This window comes from Joostella sp., from assembly GCF_048266025.1.
In the GTDB taxonomy this organism is placed as follows: Bacteria; Bacteroidota; Bacteroidia; order Flavobacteriales; family Flavobacteriaceae; genus Galbibacter; species Galbibacter atrarenae.
In genome coordinates this window covers 283,598-306,652 of record NZ_JBLXAF010000002.1, presented here as the reverse complement: position 1 = coordinate 306,652, position 23,055 = coordinate 283,598, and the positions used below count along the sequence as shown (strand labels likewise).

The 23,055-nt window shown below is 31.2% G+C and carries 25 protein-coding genes; 19 read left to right on the top strand and 6 right to left on the bottom strand.

Features of this window, described 5'->3' with window-relative positions; all coding sequences use genetic code 11:
* Positions 1-5: 5 nt before the first annotated feature.
* From ACN0TY_RS07135 to ACN0TY_RS07125, 3 genes are all read right to left on the bottom strand, one after another.
* Positions 6-593, bottom strand: coding sequence for a TetR/AcrR family transcriptional regulator (locus tag ACN0TY_RS07135; protein ID WP_417443935.1), 588 nt, complete (start codon positions 591-593; stop codon positions 6-8).
* Between the two features lie 378 nt (positions 594-971).
* Entirely contained in the window at positions 972-1,616 is a 645-nt protein-coding gene (gene thiE, locus ACN0TY_RS07130) for a thiamine phosphate synthase (RefSeq protein ID WP_417443934.1), read from the bottom strand.
* Between the two features lie 32 nt (positions 1,617-1,648).
* Positions 1,649-2,260, bottom strand: coding sequence for a DEAD/DEAH box helicase (locus tag ACN0TY_RS07125; RefSeq protein ID WP_417443933.1), 612 nt, complete (start codon positions 2,258-2,260; stop codon positions 1,649-1,651).
* A gap of 239 nt (positions 2,261-2,499) precedes the next feature.
* On the opposite strand from ACN0TY_RS07125, the gene ACN0TY_RS07120 reads away from it, so the two are divergent.
* Both ACN0TY_RS07120 and ACN0TY_RS07115 read left to right on the top strand, forming a co-directional pair.
* On the top strand, positions 2,500-2,961 hold the full coding sequence (locus ACN0TY_RS07120) for a cold-shock protein (RefSeq protein WP_236958179.1): 462 nt from the start codon (positions 2,500-2,502) through the stop codon (positions 2,959-2,961).
* Positions 2,962-3,632: 671 nt separating this feature from the next.
* Positions 3,633-4,841: a carboxypeptidase-like regulatory domain-containing protein gene (locus ACN0TY_RS07115; protein WP_417443932.1), complete on the top strand. Its 1,209-nt coding sequence runs from the start codon at positions 3,633-3,635 to the stop codon at positions 4,839-4,841.
* Between the two features lie 109 nt (positions 4,842-4,950).
* On the opposite strand, the gene ACN0TY_RS07110 is transcribed toward ACN0TY_RS07115, so the two are convergent.
* A complete protein-coding gene (locus ACN0TY_RS07110; RefSeq protein WP_417443931.1) occupies positions 4,951-5,706 on the bottom strand; it encodes a class I SAM-dependent methyltransferase in 756 nt (251 codons plus the stop codon).
* Between the two features lie 68 nt (positions 5,707-5,774).
* Between ACN0TY_RS07110 and ACN0TY_RS07105 the strand changes: the two genes are divergently transcribed.
* The 11 genes from ACN0TY_RS07105 to ACN0TY_RS07055 all read left to right on the top strand — a co-directional run bounded on the left by ACN0TY_RS07105 (position 5,775) and on the right by ACN0TY_RS07055 (position 14,009).
* On the top strand, positions 5,775-6,563 hold the full coding sequence (locus tag ACN0TY_RS07105; RefSeq protein ID WP_417443930.1) for an AraC family transcriptional regulator: 789 nt from the start codon (positions 5,775-5,777) through the stop codon (positions 6,561-6,563).
* Between the two features lie 326 nt (positions 6,564-6,889).
* Positions 6,890-7,561: a hypothetical protein gene (locus ACN0TY_RS07100; protein WP_236958181.1), complete on the top strand. Its 672-nt coding sequence runs from the start codon at positions 6,890-6,892 to the stop codon at positions 7,559-7,561.
* 158 nt (positions 7,562-7,719) lie between these two features.
* Positions 7,720-8,178, top strand: a complete 459-nt coding sequence (locus tag ACN0TY_RS07095) for a universal stress protein (RefSeq protein ID WP_417443929.1) — start codon at positions 7,720-7,722, stop codon at positions 8,176-8,178.
* Position 8,179: 1 nt separating this feature from the next.
* Positions 8,180-8,791, top strand: coding sequence for a DapH/DapD/GlmU-related protein (locus ACN0TY_RS07090; RefSeq protein ID WP_417443928.1), 612 nt, complete (start codon positions 8,180-8,182; stop codon positions 8,789-8,791).
* Between the two features lie 109 nt (positions 8,792-8,900).
* Positions 8,901-9,233 (top strand): ArsR/SmtB family transcription factor, encoded by a 333-nt coding sequence (locus tag ACN0TY_RS07085; RefSeq protein WP_417443927.1) that lies wholly within the window; start codon positions 8,901-8,903, stop codon positions 9,231-9,233.
* 68 nt (positions 9,234-9,301) lie between these two features.
* Positions 9,302-9,772 carry a DUF6428 family protein gene (locus ACN0TY_RS07080; protein WP_417443926.1) on the top strand — a complete coding sequence of 157 codons (471 nt, stop codon included), beginning with the start codon at positions 9,302-9,304 and terminating at the stop codon, positions 9,770-9,772.
* Positions 9,773-9,784: 12 nt separating this feature from the next.
* Positions 9,785-10,396: a low molecular weight phosphatase family protein gene (locus ACN0TY_RS07075; protein WP_417443925.1), complete on the top strand. Its 612-nt coding sequence runs from the start codon at positions 9,785-9,787 to the stop codon at positions 10,394-10,396.
* Positions 10,396-11,442 (top strand): ACR3 family arsenite efflux transporter, encoded by a 1,047-nt coding sequence (gene arsB / locus ACN0TY_RS07070; protein ID WP_417443924.1) that lies wholly within the window; start codon positions 10,396-10,398, stop codon positions 11,440-11,442. Before ACN0TY_RS07075 ends, arsB begins: the two co-directional genes overlap by 1 nt.
* 285 nt (positions 11,443-11,727) lie before the next feature.
* The gene (gene pxpA / locus ACN0TY_RS07065; protein ID WP_417443923.1) at positions 11,728-12,456 is read left to right on the top strand and encodes a 5-oxoprolinase subunit PxpA; all 729 of its coding nucleotides are present in this window, start codon (positions 11,728-11,730) and stop codon (positions 12,454-12,456) included.
* On the top strand, positions 12,449-13,183 hold the full coding sequence (gene pxpB, locus ACN0TY_RS07060) for a 5-oxoprolinase subunit PxpB (protein WP_417443922.1): 735 nt from the start codon (positions 12,449-12,451) through the stop codon (positions 13,181-13,183). The genes pxpA and pxpB overlap by 8 nt, the downstream gene beginning before the upstream one ends.
* Positions 13,167-14,009 (top strand): biotin-dependent carboxyltransferase family protein, encoded by an 843-nt coding sequence (locus tag ACN0TY_RS07055; protein WP_417443921.1) that lies wholly within the window; start codon positions 13,167-13,169, stop codon positions 14,007-14,009. The genes pxpB and ACN0TY_RS07055 overlap by 17 nt, the downstream gene beginning before the upstream one ends.
* A 3-nt stretch (positions 14,010-14,012) precedes the next feature.
* Here ACN0TY_RS07055 and ACN0TY_RS07050 read toward each other — a convergent pair whose 3' ends face one another.
* A complete protein-coding gene (locus tag ACN0TY_RS07050; protein ID WP_236958191.1) occupies positions 14,013-14,579 on the bottom strand; it encodes a hypothetical protein in 567 nt (188 codons plus the stop codon).
* A 316-nt stretch (positions 14,580-14,895) separates the two neighbouring features.
* Between ACN0TY_RS07050 and ACN0TY_RS07045 the strand changes: the two genes are divergently transcribed.
* The 4 genes from ACN0TY_RS07045 (at position 14,896) to ACN0TY_RS07030 (ending at position 17,588) form a co-directional block, all read left to right on the top strand.
* Positions 14,896-15,291 carry a hypothetical protein gene (locus ACN0TY_RS07045; RefSeq protein WP_236958192.1) on the top strand — a complete coding sequence of 132 codons (396 nt, stop codon included), beginning with the start codon at positions 14,896-14,898 and terminating at the stop codon, positions 15,289-15,291.
* Positions 15,292-16,026: a hypothetical protein gene (locus ACN0TY_RS07040; RefSeq protein ID WP_417443920.1), complete on the top strand. Its 735-nt coding sequence runs from the start codon at positions 15,292-15,294 to the stop codon at positions 16,024-16,026.
* Between the two features lie 133 nt (positions 16,027-16,159).
* On the top strand, positions 16,160-16,936 hold the full coding sequence (locus ACN0TY_RS07035) for a sensor histidine kinase (protein ID WP_417443919.1): 777 nt from the start codon (positions 16,160-16,162) through the stop codon (positions 16,934-16,936).
* Positions 16,937-16,943: 7 nt separating this feature from the next.
* Complete coding sequence (locus ACN0TY_RS07030; protein WP_417443918.1) at positions 16,944-17,588, top strand: response regulator; 645 nt, start codon at positions 16,944-16,946, stop codon at positions 17,586-17,588.
* An 80-nt stretch (positions 17,589-17,668) separates the two neighbouring features.
* Here the strand turns inward: ACN0TY_RS07030 and ACN0TY_RS07025 are convergent, their stop codons facing one another.
* Positions 17,669-19,567, bottom strand: coding sequence for a beta-N-acetylhexosaminidase (locus tag ACN0TY_RS07025; protein WP_417443917.1), 1,899 nt, complete (start codon positions 19,565-19,567; stop codon positions 17,669-17,671).
* 247 nt (positions 19,568-19,814) lie between these two features.
* Here ACN0TY_RS07025 and lon point away from each other — a divergent pair, with 247 nt between their 5' ends.
* Positions 19,815-22,265: an endopeptidase La gene (gene lon, locus ACN0TY_RS07020; RefSeq protein ID WP_236958197.1), complete on the top strand. Its 2,451-nt coding sequence runs from the start codon at positions 19,815-19,817 to the stop codon at positions 22,263-22,265.
* Between the two features lie 76 nt (positions 22,266-22,341).
* Positions 22,342-23,034 (top strand): (d)CMP kinase, encoded by a 693-nt coding sequence (cmk, locus tag ACN0TY_RS07015; RefSeq protein WP_417443916.1) that lies wholly within the window; start codon positions 22,342-22,344, stop codon positions 23,032-23,034.
* Positions 23,035-23,055 lie beyond the last annotated feature (21 nt).

Sequence of the window (23,055 nt, the reverse complement as noted above, 5' to 3'; positions counted from 1 at the left end):
TTAAACTACTTGTTACAAGCTTTTATACTGTTCCAAGCTGATTGATATGCTTCTTCTAAGTGAGATTTATTAAGTTTAAAATCTCCTCGTTTTTGGGTAATCATTAAATACGACAACGGGTTGATGGAATAGGCATACAACAAGTAATCTGAAGATTTTTTTATTATTCCTTCATTTCTACCACGTTCCCAAAGGTCGAGTAGGGGTTGCAAATGTTTAATGCCTTCTTGTCTGCTTGGTTCATCTATAATTGGCGTATTGTCACATTGTGCTAAAAACATTGCGTGTTCACACTCCTTAAGTTTAAAATCTGCAATACGCTTCCATATAATTTCAAAACCTTTTTCTACAGTCATTTCTTCTTTATAAGTTGCAAATGCATATTTTGTATAGGAAGCTTTAACTTCTATATAAGTTTTGTTTACTAAATCTTGCTTATTTTCAAAATATAAGTAAATAGTAGCAGGAGAGACGTTCGCCATTTTTGCAATTTTACTCATTGGCGTTGCATGAAAACCATTATTATTTACTAACTCAATGGTAGCCTTTATTAATGCGTTACGTTTGTCTATACTTTTTTGAAGTGTTGCCATATCATTTTAAATTCTATAGCAAAGGTATAAAAAATGAACGTTCATTCTTTTTTGTTAACAAAGAATTATAATGGAGGTGAAAATAGGGTAAGGTTTTTGCTGATAGGTGTTGGTAATTAATGCAGGATTTTAAGTTATAAAAACTTTATAATGAATGCTTAGCATTATTAAATATTATCATAGTGATAATTTATTTGAACCTACTTTATGTTAGGTAAACTAACCAAAGAGAAGTTTTAGATAAATGGTAATCGCTTGGTGTTACGGGAAGATTTGTAATAAAGCATCAATAATTATAAAGCAAACTGGTGCCTTTATATTTGCACGGAATGATTAATTAATAACTTTATAATCATGTAGCAGTTAACAGTATTAAATTTACTTAAAAGTGTGACGTTGTTCTTGAGTTAGTGAAGCGTTTAATAAAAGATTAAAAGAGCGGATATTATTAAAATTACGAGTAATTTGTTCTGCGACTGCAATTCCTGAGACTCCAGTGTCTAAAATTTCTTTTACATCTTCTAAGGTGATCCCACCACAACCAATAATAGGAGTCTTCGTTTTTAATACATCTACAATTGCGCTATAAACACTTAGTCCTAAAGCTGGATTTGAAGTGTCTTTTGTAGTAGTCGCTCTAAAAGGAGCTAAACTAATGTAATCAACTTCTTTTTTTAGTAATGTTTCGCATTCCTGTAAATTATTTGCAGTTCCACCAATCATTTGCCAAGTATATAAGTACTTCCGAGCAATAAGTGGGCAGGTATCTGTTTGACCTAAATGAACGCCATCAGCTTTAACTTCTTTGGCTACTTTATAAAAATCATTAATAATCAATCTTGTTTGGAAGTGAGCTGTAATTTCTCGAGCTTCTTTAGCAAGCTTTAATACTTTCTTTTCTGAAGTATTTTTAATTCGTAGTTGTACCAATTCAGCACCAGAAGTGCAAGCCTTTTGAATGTTCTCTAAATGCTCTTTTGGAGCGCTTCCTTGGGAGATATAATGTAACTTAGGTATGATCATAACTTCAATATAATACCGTTATTAATAGCAATCTATTCAGACACTATTTTAGCATATTCCATGAAATAAGACTCAAAACGTTGTAAAACGGGATGCATCTTTTCTGAATACATTACAAATTGACATCTTTGAATACTTTGCGTGATCGACATAATAGCATTGTAAGCGGTAGTTTTAGTTAAAAACTCGGCATCATCAATACTTAAGATCTTTAAATCGGCAATGTTAACTCCATTTAATAAAAGTAGTTTATTCATTGATTCAGGAGTAGAAATAAGAATATCTATACCTTCAAAGATCTCTGATTTTTGCACATCGATATGGAGCTGCTCATAACCAACATAAACACGTAACGAATTATATTTAGTGTAGTTTATAAAGGAGTCATATAATTCTAATGCTTTCTCTTTATTTTCTACAAGAACAATAGCTCTAGGACTATTACCAGCAGCTTCACACTTTAACTTTTGTAACGTTGTTACTATTAGCGTAGTAGTTTTACCGCTATCTTTTGGTGCGGTGCAATAAACATTAGCACCACTTTTTATAACAGGAATACTATTGCTTTCAAAAGAAGTTGGAGTTGTTATTTTTAGACGCTCTAACGTCTCTTTTATATCGGAATGTAATTTTCTAAAAGGCATGTGGCAAATATACTACTTTATAAAAGCTAATTCATTGCTTTTGGAGAGTTGTTTTTCTTTTGAAATTTAAATGATAAGCTAAAGGTGAAATTGATAGAAATTGCATAATAAGTTAGAAATACCATCATAAAATTTCAATTATAAAAATGTTTATAGCGTATAGTTTGTTATAAAAGCTATATTTAATTAAAAAAGCGGTAACTTGCAAAAACTAATAAAATATATCCTTAAATAAAAGAATGGCTAAATCCCAACAGACGTATAACAAAACAGAAAAAGAGAAAAAGCGTTTAAAAAAGCGTGAAGACAAGAGAAAGAAGATGGAAGCCCGCAAGGCGGAAGCTAAAGAATCTAATAAGAAAGGAATTGAATTTGCTTATGTAGATTTCAATGGTAATTTAACAGATACTCCACCAGATCCTTCTATGAAAGTAGAAGTGGATGCGGAAGATATCGAAATTAGTATTCCAAGAATATCTGATGAGGATAGAGAAGCATTTGATCCTGTAAGAAAAGGGACTGTTTCTTTTTTTGATACTTCAAAAGGATTCGGATTTATAATTGATGCTGAAGATCAAGAGAAATACTTTACTCATGTAAGTGGTTTGATTGATGAAATAGCTGAAAATGATAAAGTTTCATTTGAACTTGAAAAAGGACTTAAAGGCTTAAATGCTGTTAAGGTAACTTTACAAAAATAAGATCCGCTTTTTATACTCCAAGCTTGGAGTTATTATACTTTAAAAGCTTAAACAATATTATAATAAATACCCGCCTGAAGGAGTTTTTCTTTCAGGCGGGTTTGTTTGTATGCGGTGTAGTGTTTGTGTTTTTATATAATTGAAATCTGTTTTTTCTAAAATGTATATCATATGAGCTAATTAATTTTCAACATAAAATCTTTATTTAAACATTCTACTTTTATATAACTACCTGTTTTAATGGGAGGTATATTTTCGCAAACATCAACATATATAGTCTATACATACAAAAAGGGTGCTTTTGCAACATAAAGTTTAGTTAACTAATAATAGCGTGTATATTCGTATTGAGTTTAAGGTGCTTTTGTGAGCCCCAAATACAAAAGCATCTAAACATTATAGATTTCCCCTAATCTATGAATACTACTTTTAAAACTCCCTAGGTAATGCTTAGGGAGTTTTTTATTTCTAAAACCTAAATATTTTAATTTTCATGTAATTATTCTTGTCATTTGCTGACTAATAGTAAATTATATAAAAATTATGTATCTTTTATAGGTTAATAAATACTACTAAAGTTTATGAAAAAACTAATTAACATAAAACCAATTTTATTTTTACTACTGCTATTATGCACTACATATAATATGTTTGCTTTTAAGGTAGATTTAATGAAAAATTATCCCCAAGATTCTTTACTTTTTAAAGAGTATAAAGGAGTTATTATAGATGATAAAACAGGAGACGAATTAGTATTTGCAACACTTACAATTGAAGATACCAATATTAGCTCTATTACAAATTCTGAAGGGGAGTTTGCGTTAAAGGTTCCAGACTCATTATCGAGTTCTAGTGTGTTAGTTTCTTTCTTAGGATATAAAGAAAGAAAAATTCCAATTTCATCTTTACAAGAGAGAGAAAATGAAATTTCATTAATACCAGTTTCTATCGAACTCATGGGAATAGATGTTACAGCCCCTAAAGATGCTTTAGAATTAGTAAAGCGGATGATAAAAAAGAAAGGCGATAATTATATTGAGTTTCCTGTTAAGATGACTGCATTTTATAGGGAAACTATAAAAAAGAGGAACAGAGATGCTTCTCTCTCAGAAGCGGTAGCTTATATTTATAAACAACCAAATTCATCTGGAAAAAAAGATTATATTGAATTATATAAATCTAGAAAAAGTACCGATTACCATAGGTTAGATACCGTAGCGTTGAAGTTACAAGGAGGACCTTTTACGCCGCTATATGTGGATATTATGAAGTACCCAGAATATATTTTCACAGAGGATCTTATTAAGCATTACGATTTTAAATTTACTACATCTACTACCATAAATGAAGAACCTGTATATGTAGTTAGTTTTAAGCAAAAAGAAGGAGTTATTGATCCATTATTTTACGGTAAGCTATATATCAGTTCTAAGTCAGAAGCGTTAATGAGCGCCGTTTTTAATCTTAATGTCGATAATAAAGAACTTGTAAGTGATCTTTTGGTAAGAAGTAAACCTAATGGAATAGATGCATATCCAACGGAGGCATTGTATAGAGTGGATTATAGAATTAATGATGGGAAGTATTATTATGGCTACGGAAATGTTCAATTAGCTTTTGTGGTTGATAGAAAGGGGAAATTATTTAATTCTAAATATTTTGTAAGTAGTGAGATGGCTATTACAGATTGGGAAGAAGGTGAAGCGGGTAAAGATTTGAGATATAGAGACCGAATGAAGAGTTCTATTATTATTGTTGATGAAGCGTCTGGGTTTTCTGATCCTGAATTCTGGGGAGCGTATAATGTGATAGAACCAGAAAAATCTATAGAGTCGGCAATAAATAAAATTCAGAAGCAATTAGAACGCGATAGTGATTAATTTGCTGTTGATTGTATAATTTTAAATTAAGATAGCGGTATTAATTTTATTTAAGAGTTGTCTTTTATACTGAAAAGCCCTCCAGTTAAGAGGGACTTTTCTAAATTTTTTATTTCTTTACCGAAAAAATATGAATTGGATAATTTAAGTAATATTTATCATTAAATTTTGAAACATTTATACCCAAATCATTTTTCTCTACATCATTAATAATCATGTTTTCTAAAGCATTTGCGTCTCTTGGGTAAGATGCTTTAAGTTGTTCCTTTAATCCAATCTGCATCACATAAAAATCTGTATTCAGACTTTTAAAACAGATTTTTTCAAAAAGATGGGAAAATTCAGTTAATGAAAGTGCAGCAGCATGTGAATAATCCCTGTTTCTTTCCATTTCATTGTATTTTTTAATTTTATTATCGGGTAAAGAGACATCTACAATCAAGACAATCCCATTAGGCTTACACACTCTTTTCATTTCTGACAGAACTTTGAGAGGATTTAAAAAATGATGAAAGCCAAACCTTGATACTACTATTGAAAAGCTGTTGCTTTCATATGGTAAACTTTCAACATTTCCTATTTGCCAAATAACGTTTTTAAGGTTAAGCTTTATCTGTAGTTTTTTTGCTTCATCAAGCATTCCTTGCGTCATATCAATTCCAGTTACATGATTGGTATATTTGGCAAATTCGCATGAGACAATACCTGAGCCACAAGCTATGTCTAAAACATTATCTTTTTTAGAAGCCGATGTTATAGTAATTAATTTTTCCAAAGAATCGCTGTGTGAAGTTATAGATGTATACCCGCTTGCTTGTTTTGAAAATTGTTCTACAATGTTTTCATTGTGTTTTTTAGTGTCCATAAATTCAATATTTTAATTTTCTACAAAATTGGAACTTACATCCGAGTCCTAATTACTATATTTGGACAATGAATGTTGATTATAAGACAGATATTAGAATAGATTATGGTTTTGAGGTAAATGAATCTCATCCTGTTACGACATACTCTGAGCATATTCAAAATTCTAAATGTGCTAATTCACACTCACATCCAAGAGCTCAAATTATATCATGTAATACGGGAATAATGGAGGTTGTTACAAAAAATTATATTTGGATAGTTAATTCTCTACAAAGTGTTTGGATTGCTAGTAATGAAGAACATCAAGTTTTTTTTCCTAATAATGTAAAAGTAAATACAGCTTTTATAGATCAATCTATGTTAAATAATTTACCAAATGATAGTTTTGCTTTTGAAACTTCAGACTTTTTAAATAGTATTTTAGAAAGAATAATCTCCTATTCTAATCCAAGTACACTCACTCAACAACAAAATAGGGTTATAGATGTATTCTTAGATGAACTCTCTAGTTTGAAACCAAGTAAAACTTTTTTACCCACTAGCCAAGACCAAAGGATAAATAGGGTTTTATATTCTTTGATGAATAATTTGTCAAGTAAACATACGATTAATTATTATGCAAGTAAATCATGTGTCAGTCCAAGAACTCTTTCTCGGTTATTTAATAAAGAATTAGGTATGAGTTTTGGGGATTGGAAAATGCGATTAAAATTAATGGAAGCAGTTAAGCTGTTAGGAGAAAACAAAAGCGTAAAAGAGATTGCATTTAATTTAGGATATGAAAACGTTAGTTCATTTATAGTGACTTTTAAAAAATATTACGGAAAAACACCGACAAATTACCTGCCGAGATAAGTACGAAAATACAACAAAAGTTAGTTTGGGTATAGTGCTACAAAGTAAATGGTCTTCTTTTGCCTTACTACTCATAAAGTGTTAATAAGCGCCAATCTTTTAAGATTACTAAGTGTAATTTTTAAAAGATTGGCTTTTTTTTACATTTTTAATTTTCAAATTAACATAAATTAAGTGTTTGGCATAGAATTGGATATTATTTTTACGGCCATAATGGGGTTTATCAATAATAAAGAGATAAAATTTTATTAAAACATTGATGTTTAGGTTTTATAAAAAGCTTTATCTAATTATATTTATCGCTGTCATGAATTATTAATGATAATATGAGATTTTTAGTAACTATAATTATTATACTTTTTGGATCTGTTGCTTACGCTCAAGGGGATTTGCCAAATGCGCCTATCCCATTAGAGGGGCTTAATGCTACGCAACAACAAAATGATGATGCTAAGAAAGAAAAACCATTAGATATTAAAGCTGTTCCAGATTTGGAGATTCCAGATGCTCCTGAAGCTCCTAAAGAGCGTTCTGCAACAGATATTGCTAATAAAGAAGTAAACCTTTTGGCGCCAACAGAGGTTTTTCTAGACCCAGGAGAACGTTTTCAGAAGAAAACTAATAAAGACTTCAGCAAAGGAGACAATCAGAAGATTGGAGCCACAACAACTCAGTATTTTGGAGACTTTAAAACGAATGCCAAAGCAGTAAAAATATTATGTAGAGACCACCAATACGTAGATGGAGATCGGGTGAGTGTTATTGTAAATGATAAAGTGGTGGTTCCTAATGTATATTTAGATTCTAATTTTAAATCATATTTTCTTGAGTTAGAAGCTGGCTTTAATAAAATTGAGTTTAAAGCTTTAAATCAAGGAACTTCAGGGCCTAATACCGCACAATTCGCAATTATAGACGATCAAGGAGTGCAGATATCTTCCAATATTTGGAATTTAGCAACTGGAGTAAAAGCATCTATACTGATAATTAAAGAATAGCAAGAACATACATCTTCTCAAAAGCTTTTATAAAATCTTAACGCGGCTTAGATAGAAAAAATCTAATCAATTTTATATCTTTAGAGTACAGTATCTTAATATCTCATTATATTATAGTTAATGGGTATAGATTTCGTATCATTTTAAAAATATAAATCATGGAACGTGTATTAATAGCTATCGATTATAACCCTACTTCAGAAGAAGTTGTAAAAAAAGGATATCAATTAGCAAAAAAGTTAGGAGCAGAGGTTTGTTTAATGCATGTAATAAGTAATTTGCAGTATTATGGTATCCAATATCCTAGTTTTATGGGGTATGATACAATGAATATTCCTTACGATCCAAGCATCCAAGATGAGATGAAAAATGTAGCTAAAGATTTCTTAGATACGGCTACAAAACATCTTAACGATTCTACTATTTCTTCTCACATTGCAGAAGGAGATACTGCAGACGAAGTCCTAGAATATGCAAAAGAGTGGGATGCTTCACTTATTGTAATGGGGACACATAGCCATAGTACATTAGAAAAGATATTAATAGGTACAGTTGCATCTTCTGTGTTAGAGCGCACCAAAATACCTGTTTTCATGGTTCCTATTAAAAAGGACTAAATTGGAACAACTTTCAATTAATAATTTTATTGCTGAATTTCCTTTTTCTGATAGCGAAATAGAATCTCCATGGAATTTCACTTCACTAATAAAAGAGAACATTCTAAAATATATTAAGTCGTTAAATGACGATTTCCAGATTACAAACAATATAGCGATTCATAAAACGGCAATTATAGAGAATGGTGCAGTACTTAAATCTCCAGGCTTTATAGGAGCAAATAGTTTTGTAGGAGCGAATTCATATTTAAGAGAAGGTTTTTTTATTGCAGACAATGCTCATATTGGAGCTAATTGTGAGATTAAAAGCAGTTATATAGGAAAATCTTCTGCTATAGCACATTTAAATTATATAGGAAATACTATTATTGGAAACAGTGTAAATTTTGAAGCTGGATCCATTGCTGCCAATCATTATAACGAAAGGGACGATAAATCGATTTTTGTTTCTTATAACGGACAACTAATAGCAACAGGAGTTACCAAATTTGGTTCTTTAGTAGGAGACGGATGTAAGATTGGTGCTAATGCAGTTTTATCTCCAGGAACACTCCTTTTAAAGAAAACAATTGTTAAGCGTTTAGAGCTAGTAGACCAAACTACTGAACAGTAGCTATATAAACTTATTTTCAAAATTATTTTATAAATATATAAGTCAGTAATAACATTAATTTAACGTTAGATAATCATATTAATTGTAATATTGCAATAAACAAATTGATATGGGATTAACAAAGGCAGAAATTTTTACGGAAGAGCAAAATGAAATTGCAAGTATTGCCAAAGTATTAGGGCATCCTGCTCGAATAGCTATTTTACAATACCTTTTTAAAACAGAGGCGTGTATCTGTGGAGATTTGGTAAGTGAAATTGGGTTAGCACAACCTACAATATCTCAGCATCTAAAAGAGCTTAAAAATATGGGGATTATTAAAGGAACCATAGAAGGTACTAGCGTTTGTTATTGTATTGATAAAGATAATTGGCAACGTGTATCTGGCACTTTAGGAGTTTTTATTAATAAGAAGCCTTTCTCTATAGATGATTGCTGCTAGGAAGCAATATAGAGCTATGCTACTAACGTTGAATGAAAATAAAGAAAATCACATTTAAATAAATAATAATGAAATTATCAGAATTTAAATCAGAATTAAAAGGAAGAAAAGAAATTGCTTTTCAGTTACCTAACGGAAGTTTAGTACCAAGTCATTTCCACGTTACGGAAGTAGGGGCAATAACTAAAAAGTTTATTGACTGTGGAGGAACTTTAAGAACAAAAGAAGTAATTAATTTTCAACTATGGGAAGAAAATGATTATGATCATCGTTTACACCCTGAAAAGTTAGTTAACATTATAGAGCTTTCAGAAGAAAAGTTAAATCTTGAAGATCATGAGATTGAAGTAGAATACCAAGGAGAAACTATCAGCAAGTATGGACTTTCTGTAGCGGGAGATGCTTTTCTTTTGACAACGAAGCAAACAGATTGTTTGGCTAAAGATGCTTGTGGTATTCCTGAAAAGAAAAAAGTTGAATTATCATCTCTAAATGCCGATGCAGGAAATTCTTGCGTACCTGGTTCTGGATGTTGCTAAATTAAATATGCTATGTATCAAGATATTCAAGACGTAATCGCTTCTTTTAGTGGTAATAATGTTCCTATTGAGCGTAAAGAGACACTAAATTCTTTAGTAAACTTTATTAACGACAAATACGCTGATAGTAAGCAGGTTAATATTAATTTTATTTGTACTCATAATTCAAGAAGAAGTCACTTGTCTCAAGTATGGGCACAAGCGATGGCTAGTTATTTCGATTTAAAGAATATATATTGTTATTCGGGCGGGACAGAGCAGACAGCTATGTTTCCAATGGTAGCAGAGACCCTAAAATCTAGCGGTTTTAAAGTGAATCCTATTTCAGAAGGAGATAATCCTGTGTATACAATTAAATACAGTGCTAATAATCATCCTATCATTGCTTTTTCAAAGAAGTATGATGATGTATTTAATCCTGAAAGTGGATTTGCTGCTATTATGACTTGTTCTCAAGCAGACAGCGGTTGTCCGTTTATTGCAGGAGCTGAAAAAAGAATTCCAATAACTTATGAAGATCCAAAAGCATTTGATGGTACTCCAGAGCAAAAAGAAAAGTATCAAGAAAGAAGCTTGCAAATAGCTGAAGAAATGTATTATGTCTTTTTTAATATAAATAAGTAATGAAGGATAAAAAGAAATTAAATTTTTTAGACAGGTACCTAACGCTTTGGATATTCCTAGCAATGGGAATAGGTGTTTCTTTAGGGTATTTTTTTACTGATATTCCAGAATATATTAATTCATTTAATAGTGGTACTACAAATATACCCATCGCTATTGGGTTAATTTTAATGATGTATCCTCCATTAGCAAAAGTAGATTATGCATTGCTTCCAAAAGTTTTTAAAAACGTAAAAGTCTTATCGATTTCATTAGTCTTAAATTGGATTATTGGTCCTTTTTTAATGTTTTTTTTAGCGATTATATTTTTACAGGATTATCCAGAATATATGGTAGGATTAATATTAATAGGACTTGCAAGATGTATTGCAATGGTATTAGTATGGAATGATCTTGCAGAAGGAAGTAATGAATATGGGGCTGGATTAGTAGCTCTTAATAGTATTTTCCAAGTATTTGGTTATAGCTTCTATGCGTGGTTTTTTATAACGATACTCCCTCCATATTTTGGGTTTGAAGGCGCTATTGTAGATATTCCAATAGAAACAATTGCAGAAAGTGTAGCGATATATTTAGGAATTCCTTTTTTATTAGGATTTTTAAGTAGATATATTTTAGTAAAAGTAAAAGGAGAAGATTGGTATACAAATAAGTTTTTACCATTTATTTCTCCAATTACATTGATTTCACTTTTGTTTACGATTGTTATAATGTTCTCTTTAAAAGGAGAGCTTATCGTAGAAATCCCAATGGACGTTATTATTATAGCTATTCCATTATTGATATACTTTACAGTAATGTTCTTTATAGGTTTCTTTGTTAGTAAAGCAAAGGGAACTCCTTACGAAACGAATGTTGCAATTGCTTTTACAGCAGCCGGAAATAATTTTGAACTTGCAATTGCTGTAGCTATTGCTGTTTTTGGACTTAATTCTGGACAAGCATTTACAGGGGTTATTGGTCCTTTAGTTGAGGTTCCAGCACTTATTCTTCTAGTGAAAGTAGCTTTCTGGCTTAGAAAAAAATATTATCCAGAATCGGTATAACTATTTTAATGATTCCTGTATTTATTTTATGGTTTCTACACTATGGAAACTTTAAAATAAGTACAGGAATTTTTTATTGAATAATATTTACAACCAATAATTGTAAATAGGCTTTAGTCATCCTTCTATTGACTTTTCATTGAGCTTATTATTAATATATAATTCCTCATCGCCATTTTCTTAACACCCTAATTTCAGATTATATTTAGTAATTCAGAAAACTTATAGTATATTTATTATAATGACTTTTAAATACTAACTGTTTACCTAGATTTAAGGTTTATAATGATAGAAGTTAATATAAATTGCGACTTAGGGGAGGGTACTTCAAACGAAGCATCCATAATGCCTTACATACAATCTTGTAATATTGCTTGCGGCGGTCATGCTGGAAATCGTAATACGATAGCGGAAGCAATTCAAATAGCTTTAAAAAATGATGTCGCTATTGGTGCTCACCCTTCTTACCCTGATGTTGAGAATTTTGGAAGAGTTTCTATGCCTATTTCTAATGAAGACCTAATAAATACCATACAAAAACAGATGAAGCTCTTTGATGAGGTTTTATCTGAATATGATGCTACATTACACCATATAAAACCACATGGCGCTCTTTATAATGACATAGCAAAAGATGATAAATTAGCAATTGTTTTTTTATCAGCAATAGCGGATTATAAAAATAGAGCAGCTATTTATGTTCCCTTTGGGAGTGTTGTTGCAAAAAAGGCTTTAGAAGAAGGGTTTACAATATATTATGAAGCTTTTGCAGACAGAGCTTATAATGACGATTTATCTTTAGTAAGTAGAAAACTGCCGAATTCATTGATTACAGATAAGAATCAGGTTTTGGAACAGATCATGCATATTAAAAATGAAGAAGCTGTAATAAGTATAAATAATAAAGCAATACCGATGGAGGCTGCTACATTTTGTGTACATTCGGATACAGAAAATGCTATAGAAATAGTAGAGTTTCTTTATAAAAATTTTCAAACCGCTAACATTGGATAAGTTTAAATTAGAGTATCGGAGATTCGGAAATAAGGCCTTATTAATTGAATGGCCTAGAATGGTTAATGAATCCATTTTAAATGATATTATAAAGTTTAAGAAGCTCATTTTAGAAAATTTAGATGCCTATGAACTTATTCCAGCATATAATTCTCTAACTATAATTTCTAGTAAAGAAATTGATCATGAATCTCTGGTCAAAAAGTTAAAAGAGATTTATAAGCAGAATTATACCCAAGCTAAAATTCAGCGAAAATTATGGCATATTCCTGTTTGTTACGACACAGAATTTGGAATTGATATGGAAGATTACTCTCTGTCCAAAAAAATGAGTATCGAAAAGATTATAGACTTACATGTAGCGCCATTGTATACTATTTATTGTATTGGTTTTTTGCCAGGGTTTATGTATTTAGGAGGGTTAAATAGGGCTTTACATCATCCAAGGAGAGATACCCCGCGCTTACAAATTCCTCAGGGTTCTGTAGGAATTGGAGGAGAGCAAACTGGTGTTTATCCTCAAGTTTCTCCTGGTGGTTGGAATATTATAGGAAATTCTCCGGTCAAAATTTTTAATGCTGCAAATGAAAATCCTTGTGGTGTGAGTGTTGGCGATAAAATAAAGTTTTATTCTATAGATAAAGCGGAACATGAATTAATAACAATTCAGGTAGATGCTAATATATTTCATTTAAAAACATACGAATTAGATGATACAAGTAAATAAACCTGGGTTTTATTCTTCGGTACAAGATTTAGGGAGATTTGGATATCGAGATAAAGGGGTTCCAATAAGTGGAGTCATGGATTCTATTTCTGCAAAATTTGCGAATAAATTATTAGGGAACGATGAAAATGATGCTGTCTTAGAAATTACAATGACGGGACCTGAATTAGTTTTTAGTAGAGCAACAGTTATTGCTATTAGTGGAGCTATTATCTCTCCAAAAATAAATGGTGCTGAGATTTATAATGATGAGGTTTATGAAATACAGCCTGGTGATATTTTAAGTTTTGGTGAACTTAAAACTGGATTTAGATGTTATTTAGCTGTCCAAGGAGGATTTAATACGGAGACTATTTTGGGGAGTAAATCTTGGTATATTTCATTAACAACGTATTCTCATCTTTTACAAGGAAAAAAAATTGAAGTTGATGAAAGTAGTAAACAGGATATTAAGGATGATTTACCAGGAATGAATCATAATTTCGATTCTAAAAAATTAGAAGTATACAAAGGGCCAGAGTTTCATTTGTTAACGGAAGAGCAGGAGCAGCAGGTATTAAACGGAATTTTTAATATTGCTAAAGAGAATAGTAGAATGGCATACCAATTAAAACAGCAACTTTATCCTCATAATTACTCTATATTAACTTCCGCAACCACTCCAGGAACAGTACAGTTTACGCCAGCAGGGAAACTAATTATTTTAATGAAAGATGCACAAACTACAGGCGGGTATCCAAGAGTATTACAATTAACAGATAACGCAATAGCGTTATTGGCTCAAAAAAGAACAGGGGAAGAGGTTATCTTTTCTTTGAAAGAGTAACTGTTATGATATCATTTTATTAGTATTTATTTCTTCTGAAAGAAGAGTTAAAATATCGAGTTTGTTTAAAGAAAGCGATATTTCATTGGCTTTTTTATTTAAAATCTTATGGTTCAATAAAGAATGCCATATCTTATTAATATGATCGGCATGATTTGTATTTTCTTCATAATTGATTATTTCTTCTTCATATGCTTTTAAAATTAGTTCCTTGATAATAATACGAGAGGTATTGATTCTTTCTTCAATAGGTTTTAAAGCATTTGATAGTGTTTCTGTAATTGTTGGAATTAAAGCGGAAGCACGTTCTAATTGATATTTCTTTAATGGAATTCTTTGATCTATAGCGGTGTTAAATCCTAAAACTTCTATTCTATGTGCTGCAATATGTGTATAATCTGCTATTTTGTTTTTTCTTAAAACATCTTCTATGTCTTTTAAAAAGCTATATAGTTCTTCTGAAGCAGAGATATCTTCTTCCTCAATTAAATTTAAAATCCTCTCAAGAGAATAACTTGTTTTTAACTTTATTTTGTTGTGAATGTCTAAATAAGAAGTCTCCCTTTTCATAGCCTGGATTTTTATTTGCAAGATATAGAATATACACATTGATAAAAAGGGGGAAAATCCTGATATATTAGTTTATTATAATCTGTAATATTATATGTTTTCTGTGCTCAAGCATATTTACTTTGTTTACGAACATCTGTTGTAATGTATTTTCAAATATTATGATTATAAAAATGGAGATTACATATTCTGATTACAGAGAAACCTAAACTTTAATCGAATAAATCCTAAATATATATTTAATAAAAATTAAAATATATATTTTAGTCAAAGAGAGTTATAAACTCTCCACTTTAAACCAATAACAAAACTATTAATGATGGAAAAAAAACCTAAAAAGTGTATCACTTCAAAAAAGGCAAAAAAACTTCAAGACAGGTACGTTAAAGTAATTGAAAAGGCTTTAAAAAAGGAATTCAAGAAAGATATCTGTAGAGACTTCAGCTGGTCTTTAGAAGAGCTAGAGGATTATATTGCTTATGTAAAAAGTGAAGCTAAAGAAAAAGGGTACAAAGATCTTGGACTCCGATTTTTTATGGGGAAATATGAAGATGATGAAGAGAAAGGAGATGTAACTATGTTTATAGCTCCAACGGGAACCAAAGAGAATATGGTTCTTAAATCTGCAGTGAGTGATGACGACGATGATACTATTGAAGATATTGATCCTTACAATTCTGGACACAGTAGAATCCCCCCAAGAAATTACTAAATGCTGGATTTTTTACTGACAGATTATTTTTATCACTTAGAGATTATTGCGGCAATTGTTGCCACTTTAACTTATAAAAAATATCTACACACACCGTGTAGATATTTTTTGTTTTATTTATGGGGAGTAGTCATAATTGAGACTATTGGTCTTATTCCTGTGTTACATTATTTTAATCCTTCGTCGGAGTTTATAATATGGTTAACAAGCATTTTTAAAGAGAAATATGTAGTCGTTAACGATTGGTTGTATAATACCTACTTTATACTTCATTATTTATTCTATTTGGCTTTTTACTGGAGGATTTTAAAACTTGAAAAGTTTAAAAACATAGTAAAATTATTAGTGTTAGCATTCATTATTGTTGCTGTAGGGGATGTGGTTTATAATTTTAATGAATATAGCAGTCAGTATTTAATAACGTTACGTATTGTGGGAGCTATATTTTTAACGATAGCTATTTTTCTTTATTTTATAGATATAATTTATAATGACGAATTATCTAAATTTTATTTAACCCTACCGTTTTGGATTTCGATTGGTGCATTGATATTTAATTTATTAATTGTTCCAATCAGTATTTTTTCTGACATGATGTTTTCATCAGATCTTTTTTATGAATGGTTCCATATCATACTAAATATCTCTAATTATTTTCTTTATTCTTTTTTTATTATTGGATTCATTGTTCATACATATCGAGAAAAAATAGAACAATCGTTTCATAAAAGATGAACTCAAAAAGGGTAAAAGTACCCTTTTAGCATTTATGTGATATATTAAATTTGCAATGTTTATAATAATAGTATTTGATAAAAACAGTAAACTATAAATCCCCAAACAACAAACCTTAGTGTTTATAATATATATGGAAAATGAAAAAGAGATTGTAAGTCTAATTATATATGTAAGTGCACTTATAGTTATTCTCGTAATATTTGTAGTTGCCTTTTTTTTAGTTTACCAACGAAGAAAAACTCAACTTCTCTTAGAGAAAGTAGAAGAGCGTCGGAAGTTTGAGCACGAACTGGCAAAAGCACAAACAGAAATTCAAGAACAAACATTTAAAAATATAAGTTGGGAATTACACGATAATATAGGTCAGTTGCTTACGGTTGCAAAAATGCAATTAAATATGTTGCAAAGCGGTTTACCTGAAGAAAAGCAAAAATCTTTTGATGAAGCTTCGAATGTTTTAGGACAAGGAGTAAATGAGATTAGGCAACTTTCTCATTCCTTAAACACTAATTTTATTTCGAAAATAGGGTTACAAGAATCTTTGGAAAGAGAAATAAATAGGTTTAAAAGGCTTAATTTTCTTGAAGTTGAATATGAAGTTGAAGGAGATCCCTATGCTGTTAATAAGAAGGATGAGATTATTATTTTTAGAATTTTCCAAGAGTGTTTTTCTAATGTAGTTAAATATTCAAAAGCTACATTATTAACTATTAAATTATCCTATACATCAAATGAATTATCAGTAGTTGTAAAAGATAATGGAGTAGGTTTTGATATTGATGAAGAAAAAGAGGGGACAGGATTGTTAAATATGAAGATGCGAGCAGCGCTTATTGGTGCAAATTTTTCTATTCAAACTCAAAAAAATGAAGGAGTTTCAGTAACTTTGGTGTATCCAACGAACTAAGACTATAATGAAAAAGTATTCCATTGCTATTGTAGATGATCATCTTTTGTTTGCTAAATCTCTTACATCCTTGGTAGGATCTTTAGATAATTATAAGGTTTCTTTTCATGCAAAAAATGGAAAAGAGTTTATTGAAGCTCTAAAGAATAGTTCAAAGCCAGATATCGTTCTTTTAGATATTAACATGCCAATAATGAATGGAGTTGAAACTATGGAATGGCTAAAGGAAAATTATCCACTCCAAAAAGTTATAGCGCTTTCGATGGATGATCGAGAAGAAACGATTATTCAAATGCTTCGTTTGGGTGCTAAGGGGTATCTTTTAAAAGATATTCATCCAGATGTATTTGAAAGTGCTTTAAATGATGTAATTCTTAAAGGTTTTTATTATTCTGATAAAATAACAAACAAACTTTTAGATCGGATTGATAAAAAGGAAAGTAAGGAGAACGGTATAAAGTTAAAAGACAGGGAGATTCAGTTTTTAAAACTTGCCTGTACAGAAATGACTTATAAAGAAATAGCTGCTGAAATGTGTCTGTCTCCGAAAACTATAGATGGATATCGTGAGAGTCTTTTTGAAAAGCTCGAAGTTAAAAGCCGAATTGGAATTGTACTCTATGGAATAAAAAATAAGTATATAGATAATTAAAGAAATAACTATATACTTATTTTAAATCAAATATATTTTACGTGTATTTATTCACGTTTAAAAGGAGTGTCTTGCAACCATTATTCTTTATAATACTCCAATAATTCTTTTAGTTTATTTTTAGAATCTTTAAGTCCACCTTCTCTATTTCTTAACAACCAAGTTGTTTCTTGATTTTCAATAATAGGAGCTAATTCAGCGGCTAAACTGTCTTTTTCTATCGTTGGAATATTTTTGGTAGCATAATCTTTAGCTTTTAATCGAGCTTCTCCTAAATGCGCTCCATGTAATGCTAAAGCTGCTGCTTGTTTGGTTTCTTTTAATACAATTTCAGCATCTTTTGAGCTAGGTTTTCCTTTAGCTAAAATAGCTAACGCATTATTAACTTCTTTTTCTGCTGCTTGCAATCCTTTTACTGTTAAGTGTTTTGTTTGGAAGTGACCTTTCATGGTCCATTTAAACCTTCTCAACATTAAGTGAAATGCATTAGCATTTCCATTTGGAATATCAGCCTTTAAATAAGCGTCTCCAAGCATAAGTATTGCTTTACCAGTATTTCCAGTTTGATCTTTAAACACATAATGGTTTAATTGGAACTCAAGGTTCTTTGTAGCCTCTTCTTTATAATTCCAAGAATACGAAGCTCCAAGCAATAATGGAGCGTAGGTTACAGAAAGTGGCTGAAAGTGTCCAAAATCCCCCCAATTAGTATTTAAAAATCCTTTAGCCTCGTTTTTATAACCTTCTACAGCGGCATTCTTTAGATTTATAAAGGCATTGGTATTTCTTCCAATTTCAGATCGCCATGTAGAAGTCCCTGGGCAAACGTAAAAATCTAGGCCCGCTTCTTTAAATTTGGGAAGGTTTTTATCAAAAGGGTAAACGTCATCGTAACCCCAAACAACAGCGGTCATGTTTTTTGGAATGTCTTTTATTAACTCAGGATGATTTAATATTATATCTCCCCAAAACTGAGCTTTAAACCCTTGTTTATTAACTTCCGTATTTAGCTTTTTTAAGTAGTTTAAATACACTTGTCCTTTGCCAATTTTCTCGCATTCTTCTTTTGATCTACCTTCGCATAATTCTACGGTTTCGTCTCCACCAATATTAAAATATTCACTAGAAAAATTAGGGAGTAATTCTTCATAGAGGCTTTTCATTAGCTCTAAGGAGGCAGGATCTGTAGGATTTAAACTTGTACGATTTCTATTTCCCCATATAGTTTTACAGTCGGTTGGACACTCTGCAAGGTCTAAGTATTCATCATGCTTCAACCAGTTCTCCATATGCCCAAAAGAGTTCTGGTTAGGAACTAGGTCTATGTGTCTTTCTTTACAATATGCATCTAAGAGCTGGATTTCTTCAGCAGTAAGAGGGCTAGCATCTTTCCATACTTCCTTATGATCTTTATACGCAAAAGTATGTTCTATATATAATTGGAGTTCATTTTGCTTCCAAAAAGCAAGTTTGTCGATTAACTGATACAAAGTTTCCATAGTTGGAACTTTATCGCGACTTACATCAAGCATAACACCACGACGAACAAAATTTGGCCAATCGTTTATTTCTAGACAAGGAAGCGCCTTCTTTTCTGTAGTTGAATAAGAGAGAAGTTGTAAAAGTGTTTGTTTTCCGTAATAAAGACCTGCGGTATTCTGTCCAGTAATAGAGATAACACCTGGTTTAATTTTTAGAGTATATCCTTGAGGCTTTATATTAAGAGAATCAATTGTAAAATCTAAATCTAACTTTGGAGCTCCTACTTTAGGGAATAGCTTTAGATTTCCAGTAAAATCTTGATGCTCCAAGAGAGTTACTATTTTTGATATATAATGAGAGTTACTATCAGAATACGCAGCACAAGTATCACTAATTGTTATTTCTTGAGGCGGATTGATAAGATACTTTTCTAAATCTTGTGAAGAACCATAGAAAAAAGTAAAACAGATAAAAAAACTTAGTAAGATGCTTTTCATAATTTTAAATAAACATTGAGGTTAGTAAGATACTAATTAAACATAAAAGTAGTAATAGTATGACTCTTTTGTAGTAAGATATTCTATTTTTGACTTTTAATTATGGCACGAGAATTGACTATACAGAGTGAAATAAACGATCTCGGCTTTAGTTTGAACACGAACTCGCAGAGTTTTAAGGCAATGAGATACTACTGAAAACAAGAATCGAACTCATTCTGAATGACAGAATGACTTATAAAGAACTATGAGTAAAAACAAATTTATAAATATGGACAGTTTGTCATTGCAAAATATTGATGATGATGCTGAGTTAATCCCATTGATGACTCCAGAAGATGAAGAAGAGATAAACAATGAGACGCTACCTGAAACACTACCTATTTTACCATTAAGGAATACCGTACTTTTTCCAGGGGTTGTAATCCCAATTACAGCTGGAAGAGATAAATCTATAAAGCTAATAAAAGACGCTTCTAATGGTAGTAAAGTTATAGGAGTTGTTTCTCAAAAGGACGAAAATGTTGAAGATCCAGAAATTGGAGATCTTAATACTACAGGAACAGTAGCTAGAATACTACGTGTTTTAAAAATGCCTGATGGGAATACTACTGTTATAATTCAAGGGAAAAAGCGTTTTGAAATAGAGGAGGTTACAAGTACGGAACCTTATTTTACAGCTAAAATAACAGGGTTGCCAGAGGAAAAGCCTGAAGCTGATAATAAGGAGTTTGCAACAATAATAGATTCTATAAAAGAACTAGCATTGCAAATTATTAAGGAAAGTCCAAATATCCCTTCAGAAGCTTCATTTGCTATAAAAAATATTGAAAGCGATTCGTTTTTGATCAACTTTATTTCTTCAAATATGAATTTGGAGGTAAGTGATAAGCAAAAGCTCCTTGAAAATAAAAACTTACATGAAAGAGCGCTTGCGACTTTAAAATTTATGAATGTTGAGTTTCAGAAATTAAATTTAAGAAACGATATTCAGTCAAAAGTACGTTCTGATTTAGATCAGCAACAACGTGAGTATTTTCTTCAGCAACAAATGAAAACCATCCAAGAAGAATTAGGAGGGGGATCTTATGAAGAAGAAGTGGAGCAAATGCGTGTTAGAGCTAAGAAAAAGAAATGGGACGCAAAAGTAAAAGAGCATTTCGATAAGGAGCTAGCAAAGTTACAGCGCATGAATCCGCAGGTAGCAGAATATTCTATTCAGCGTAATTATTTAGATTTATTTTTAGATCTTCCTTGGAATAAATTCTCTAAGGATAAATTCGACTTAAAAAGAGCTGAAAAAATACTAGAAAAAGATCATTACGGATTAGAAGACGTTAAAAAACGTATCATAGAATACTTAGCTGTATTAAAGTTAAGAAACGATATGAAATCTCCAATATTATGTCTTTACGGACCTCCAGGAGTTGGTAAAACATCATTAGGGAGATCTATAGCAGAGGCCTTGGGGAGAGAATATGTGCGTATTTCTTTAGGAGGATTGAGAGATGAAGCAGAAATAAGAGGACATAGAAAAACGTATATTGGAGCAATGCCAGGAAGGATTATTCAATCCCTAAAAAAGGCAGGGACTTCAAATCCTGTATTTATTTTAGATGAAATAGATAAACTTTCTTCAAGTCATAATGGTGATCCTTCTTCTGCAATGTTAGAAGTTTTAGATCCAGAGCAGAACAAGGAATTTTATGATAATTTCTTGGAAATGGGATACGATCTATCTAAGGTTATGTTTATTGCTACTGCAAATAATCTTGGAGGGATTCAGCCAGCATTAAGAGATCGTATGGAGATCATTAATGTTACTGGTTATACTATCGAAGAAAAGGTTGAGATTGGTAAACGTCATTTACTTCCTAAACAATTGGAAGAGCATGGACTTACTAAAACAGACCTTAAAGTAGGGAAGAAAGAGCTTGAAAAAATAGTTGAAGGATATACTAGAGAATCTGGAGTTAGAGGTTTAGAAAAGCAGATCGCTAAGATGGTACGTTATGCTGCTAAATCTATTGCGATGGAAGAGGAGTATGATGTTAAAGTAAGTGTTGAAGATGTAGAGAAAGTATTAGGTGCTGCTCGTTTAGAAAGAGATAAATATGAGAATAATGATGTTGCAGGAGTTGTTACAGGACTAGCTTGGACAAGTGTTGGTGGTGATATTCTCTTTATAGAATCTATACTTTCTAAAGGTAAAGGAACGCTTTCTATTACTGGGAATTTAGGAAAAGTAATGAAAGAATCGGCTACCCTTGCCATGGAATACATTAAATCGAATGCAGAAAGTTTAGGAATAGATCCAGAAGTTTTTAGCAAATACAATGTACATATCCATGTTCCGGAAGGGGCAACTCCAAAAGACGGACCTAGTGCTGGGGTGACGATGTTAACTTCTTTAGTTTCGTTATTTACTCAGAAAAAAGTTAAGAAGAGCATTGCAATGACTGGAGAGATAACACTTAGAGGTAAAGTGTTGCCAGTAGGTGGAATCAAAGAAAAAATCCTTGCAGCAAAAAGAGCTCGTATTAAAGAGTTAATTTTGTGTAATGAGAATAAACGTGACATTTTAGAGATCAAAGAAGAGTATTTAAAAGGACTTACCTTTCATTATGTAAATGAAATGAGTGAAGTTATTGATCTTGCAATCACGAATCAGAAAGTTAAAAATGCCAAAGAATTATAATAGGTATTAAGACAACTCCATTGGGTAGTATCCATTTACTATCCAATGGAGTTTTCAAAATAATAAAGCTCAACAGATGAAAAAGATAACCATTGCCATAGACGGATTTTCATCCACAGGTAAAAGTACAATAGCAAAACAATTAGCTAAAAAGTTGAACTATGTGTATGTAGATACAGGAGCAATGTATCGTGCGGTAGCATTATACGCGCTTAATAATGGTTATATTGATGAAAAGGGGAAAGATCTAACTGGATTGCTAGTAAATCTCTCAAATATTACCTTAAATTTTAAGCTTAATGAAGCTACAGGTAATGCAGATATGTATCTTAATGGTGAGAATGTTGAAAAAGAAATACGCACGTTAAGAATTTCTAATGTTGTGAGTATTGTAGCTGCAGTTTCTGAAGTCCGTAAAAAGTTGGTAGAACAGCAAAAGAAAATGGGAGCAGAAAAAGGAGTTGTAATGGATGGAAGAGATATTGGAACTGTTGTTTTTCCTGATGCTGAATTAAAATTATTTATGACAGCTTCTGCTGAAACTAGAGCTCATAGACGTTATAAAGAGCTTGTTGATAGAGGAGAAGATGTGAGCTTTAAAGATGTTTTAAAAAATGTTCAAGAGCGAGATCATATAGATTCTACACGAGAAGATTCTCCGCTTTTAAAAGCAGATGATGCTATTGAGTTTGATAATAGTGATATGGGATTGGAAGAGCAATTTGAACGTGTTTATAATTTCTCTCTTCGTATTATAGAGAAGCAGTAGTCTAGGTTCTTCTTGATATCT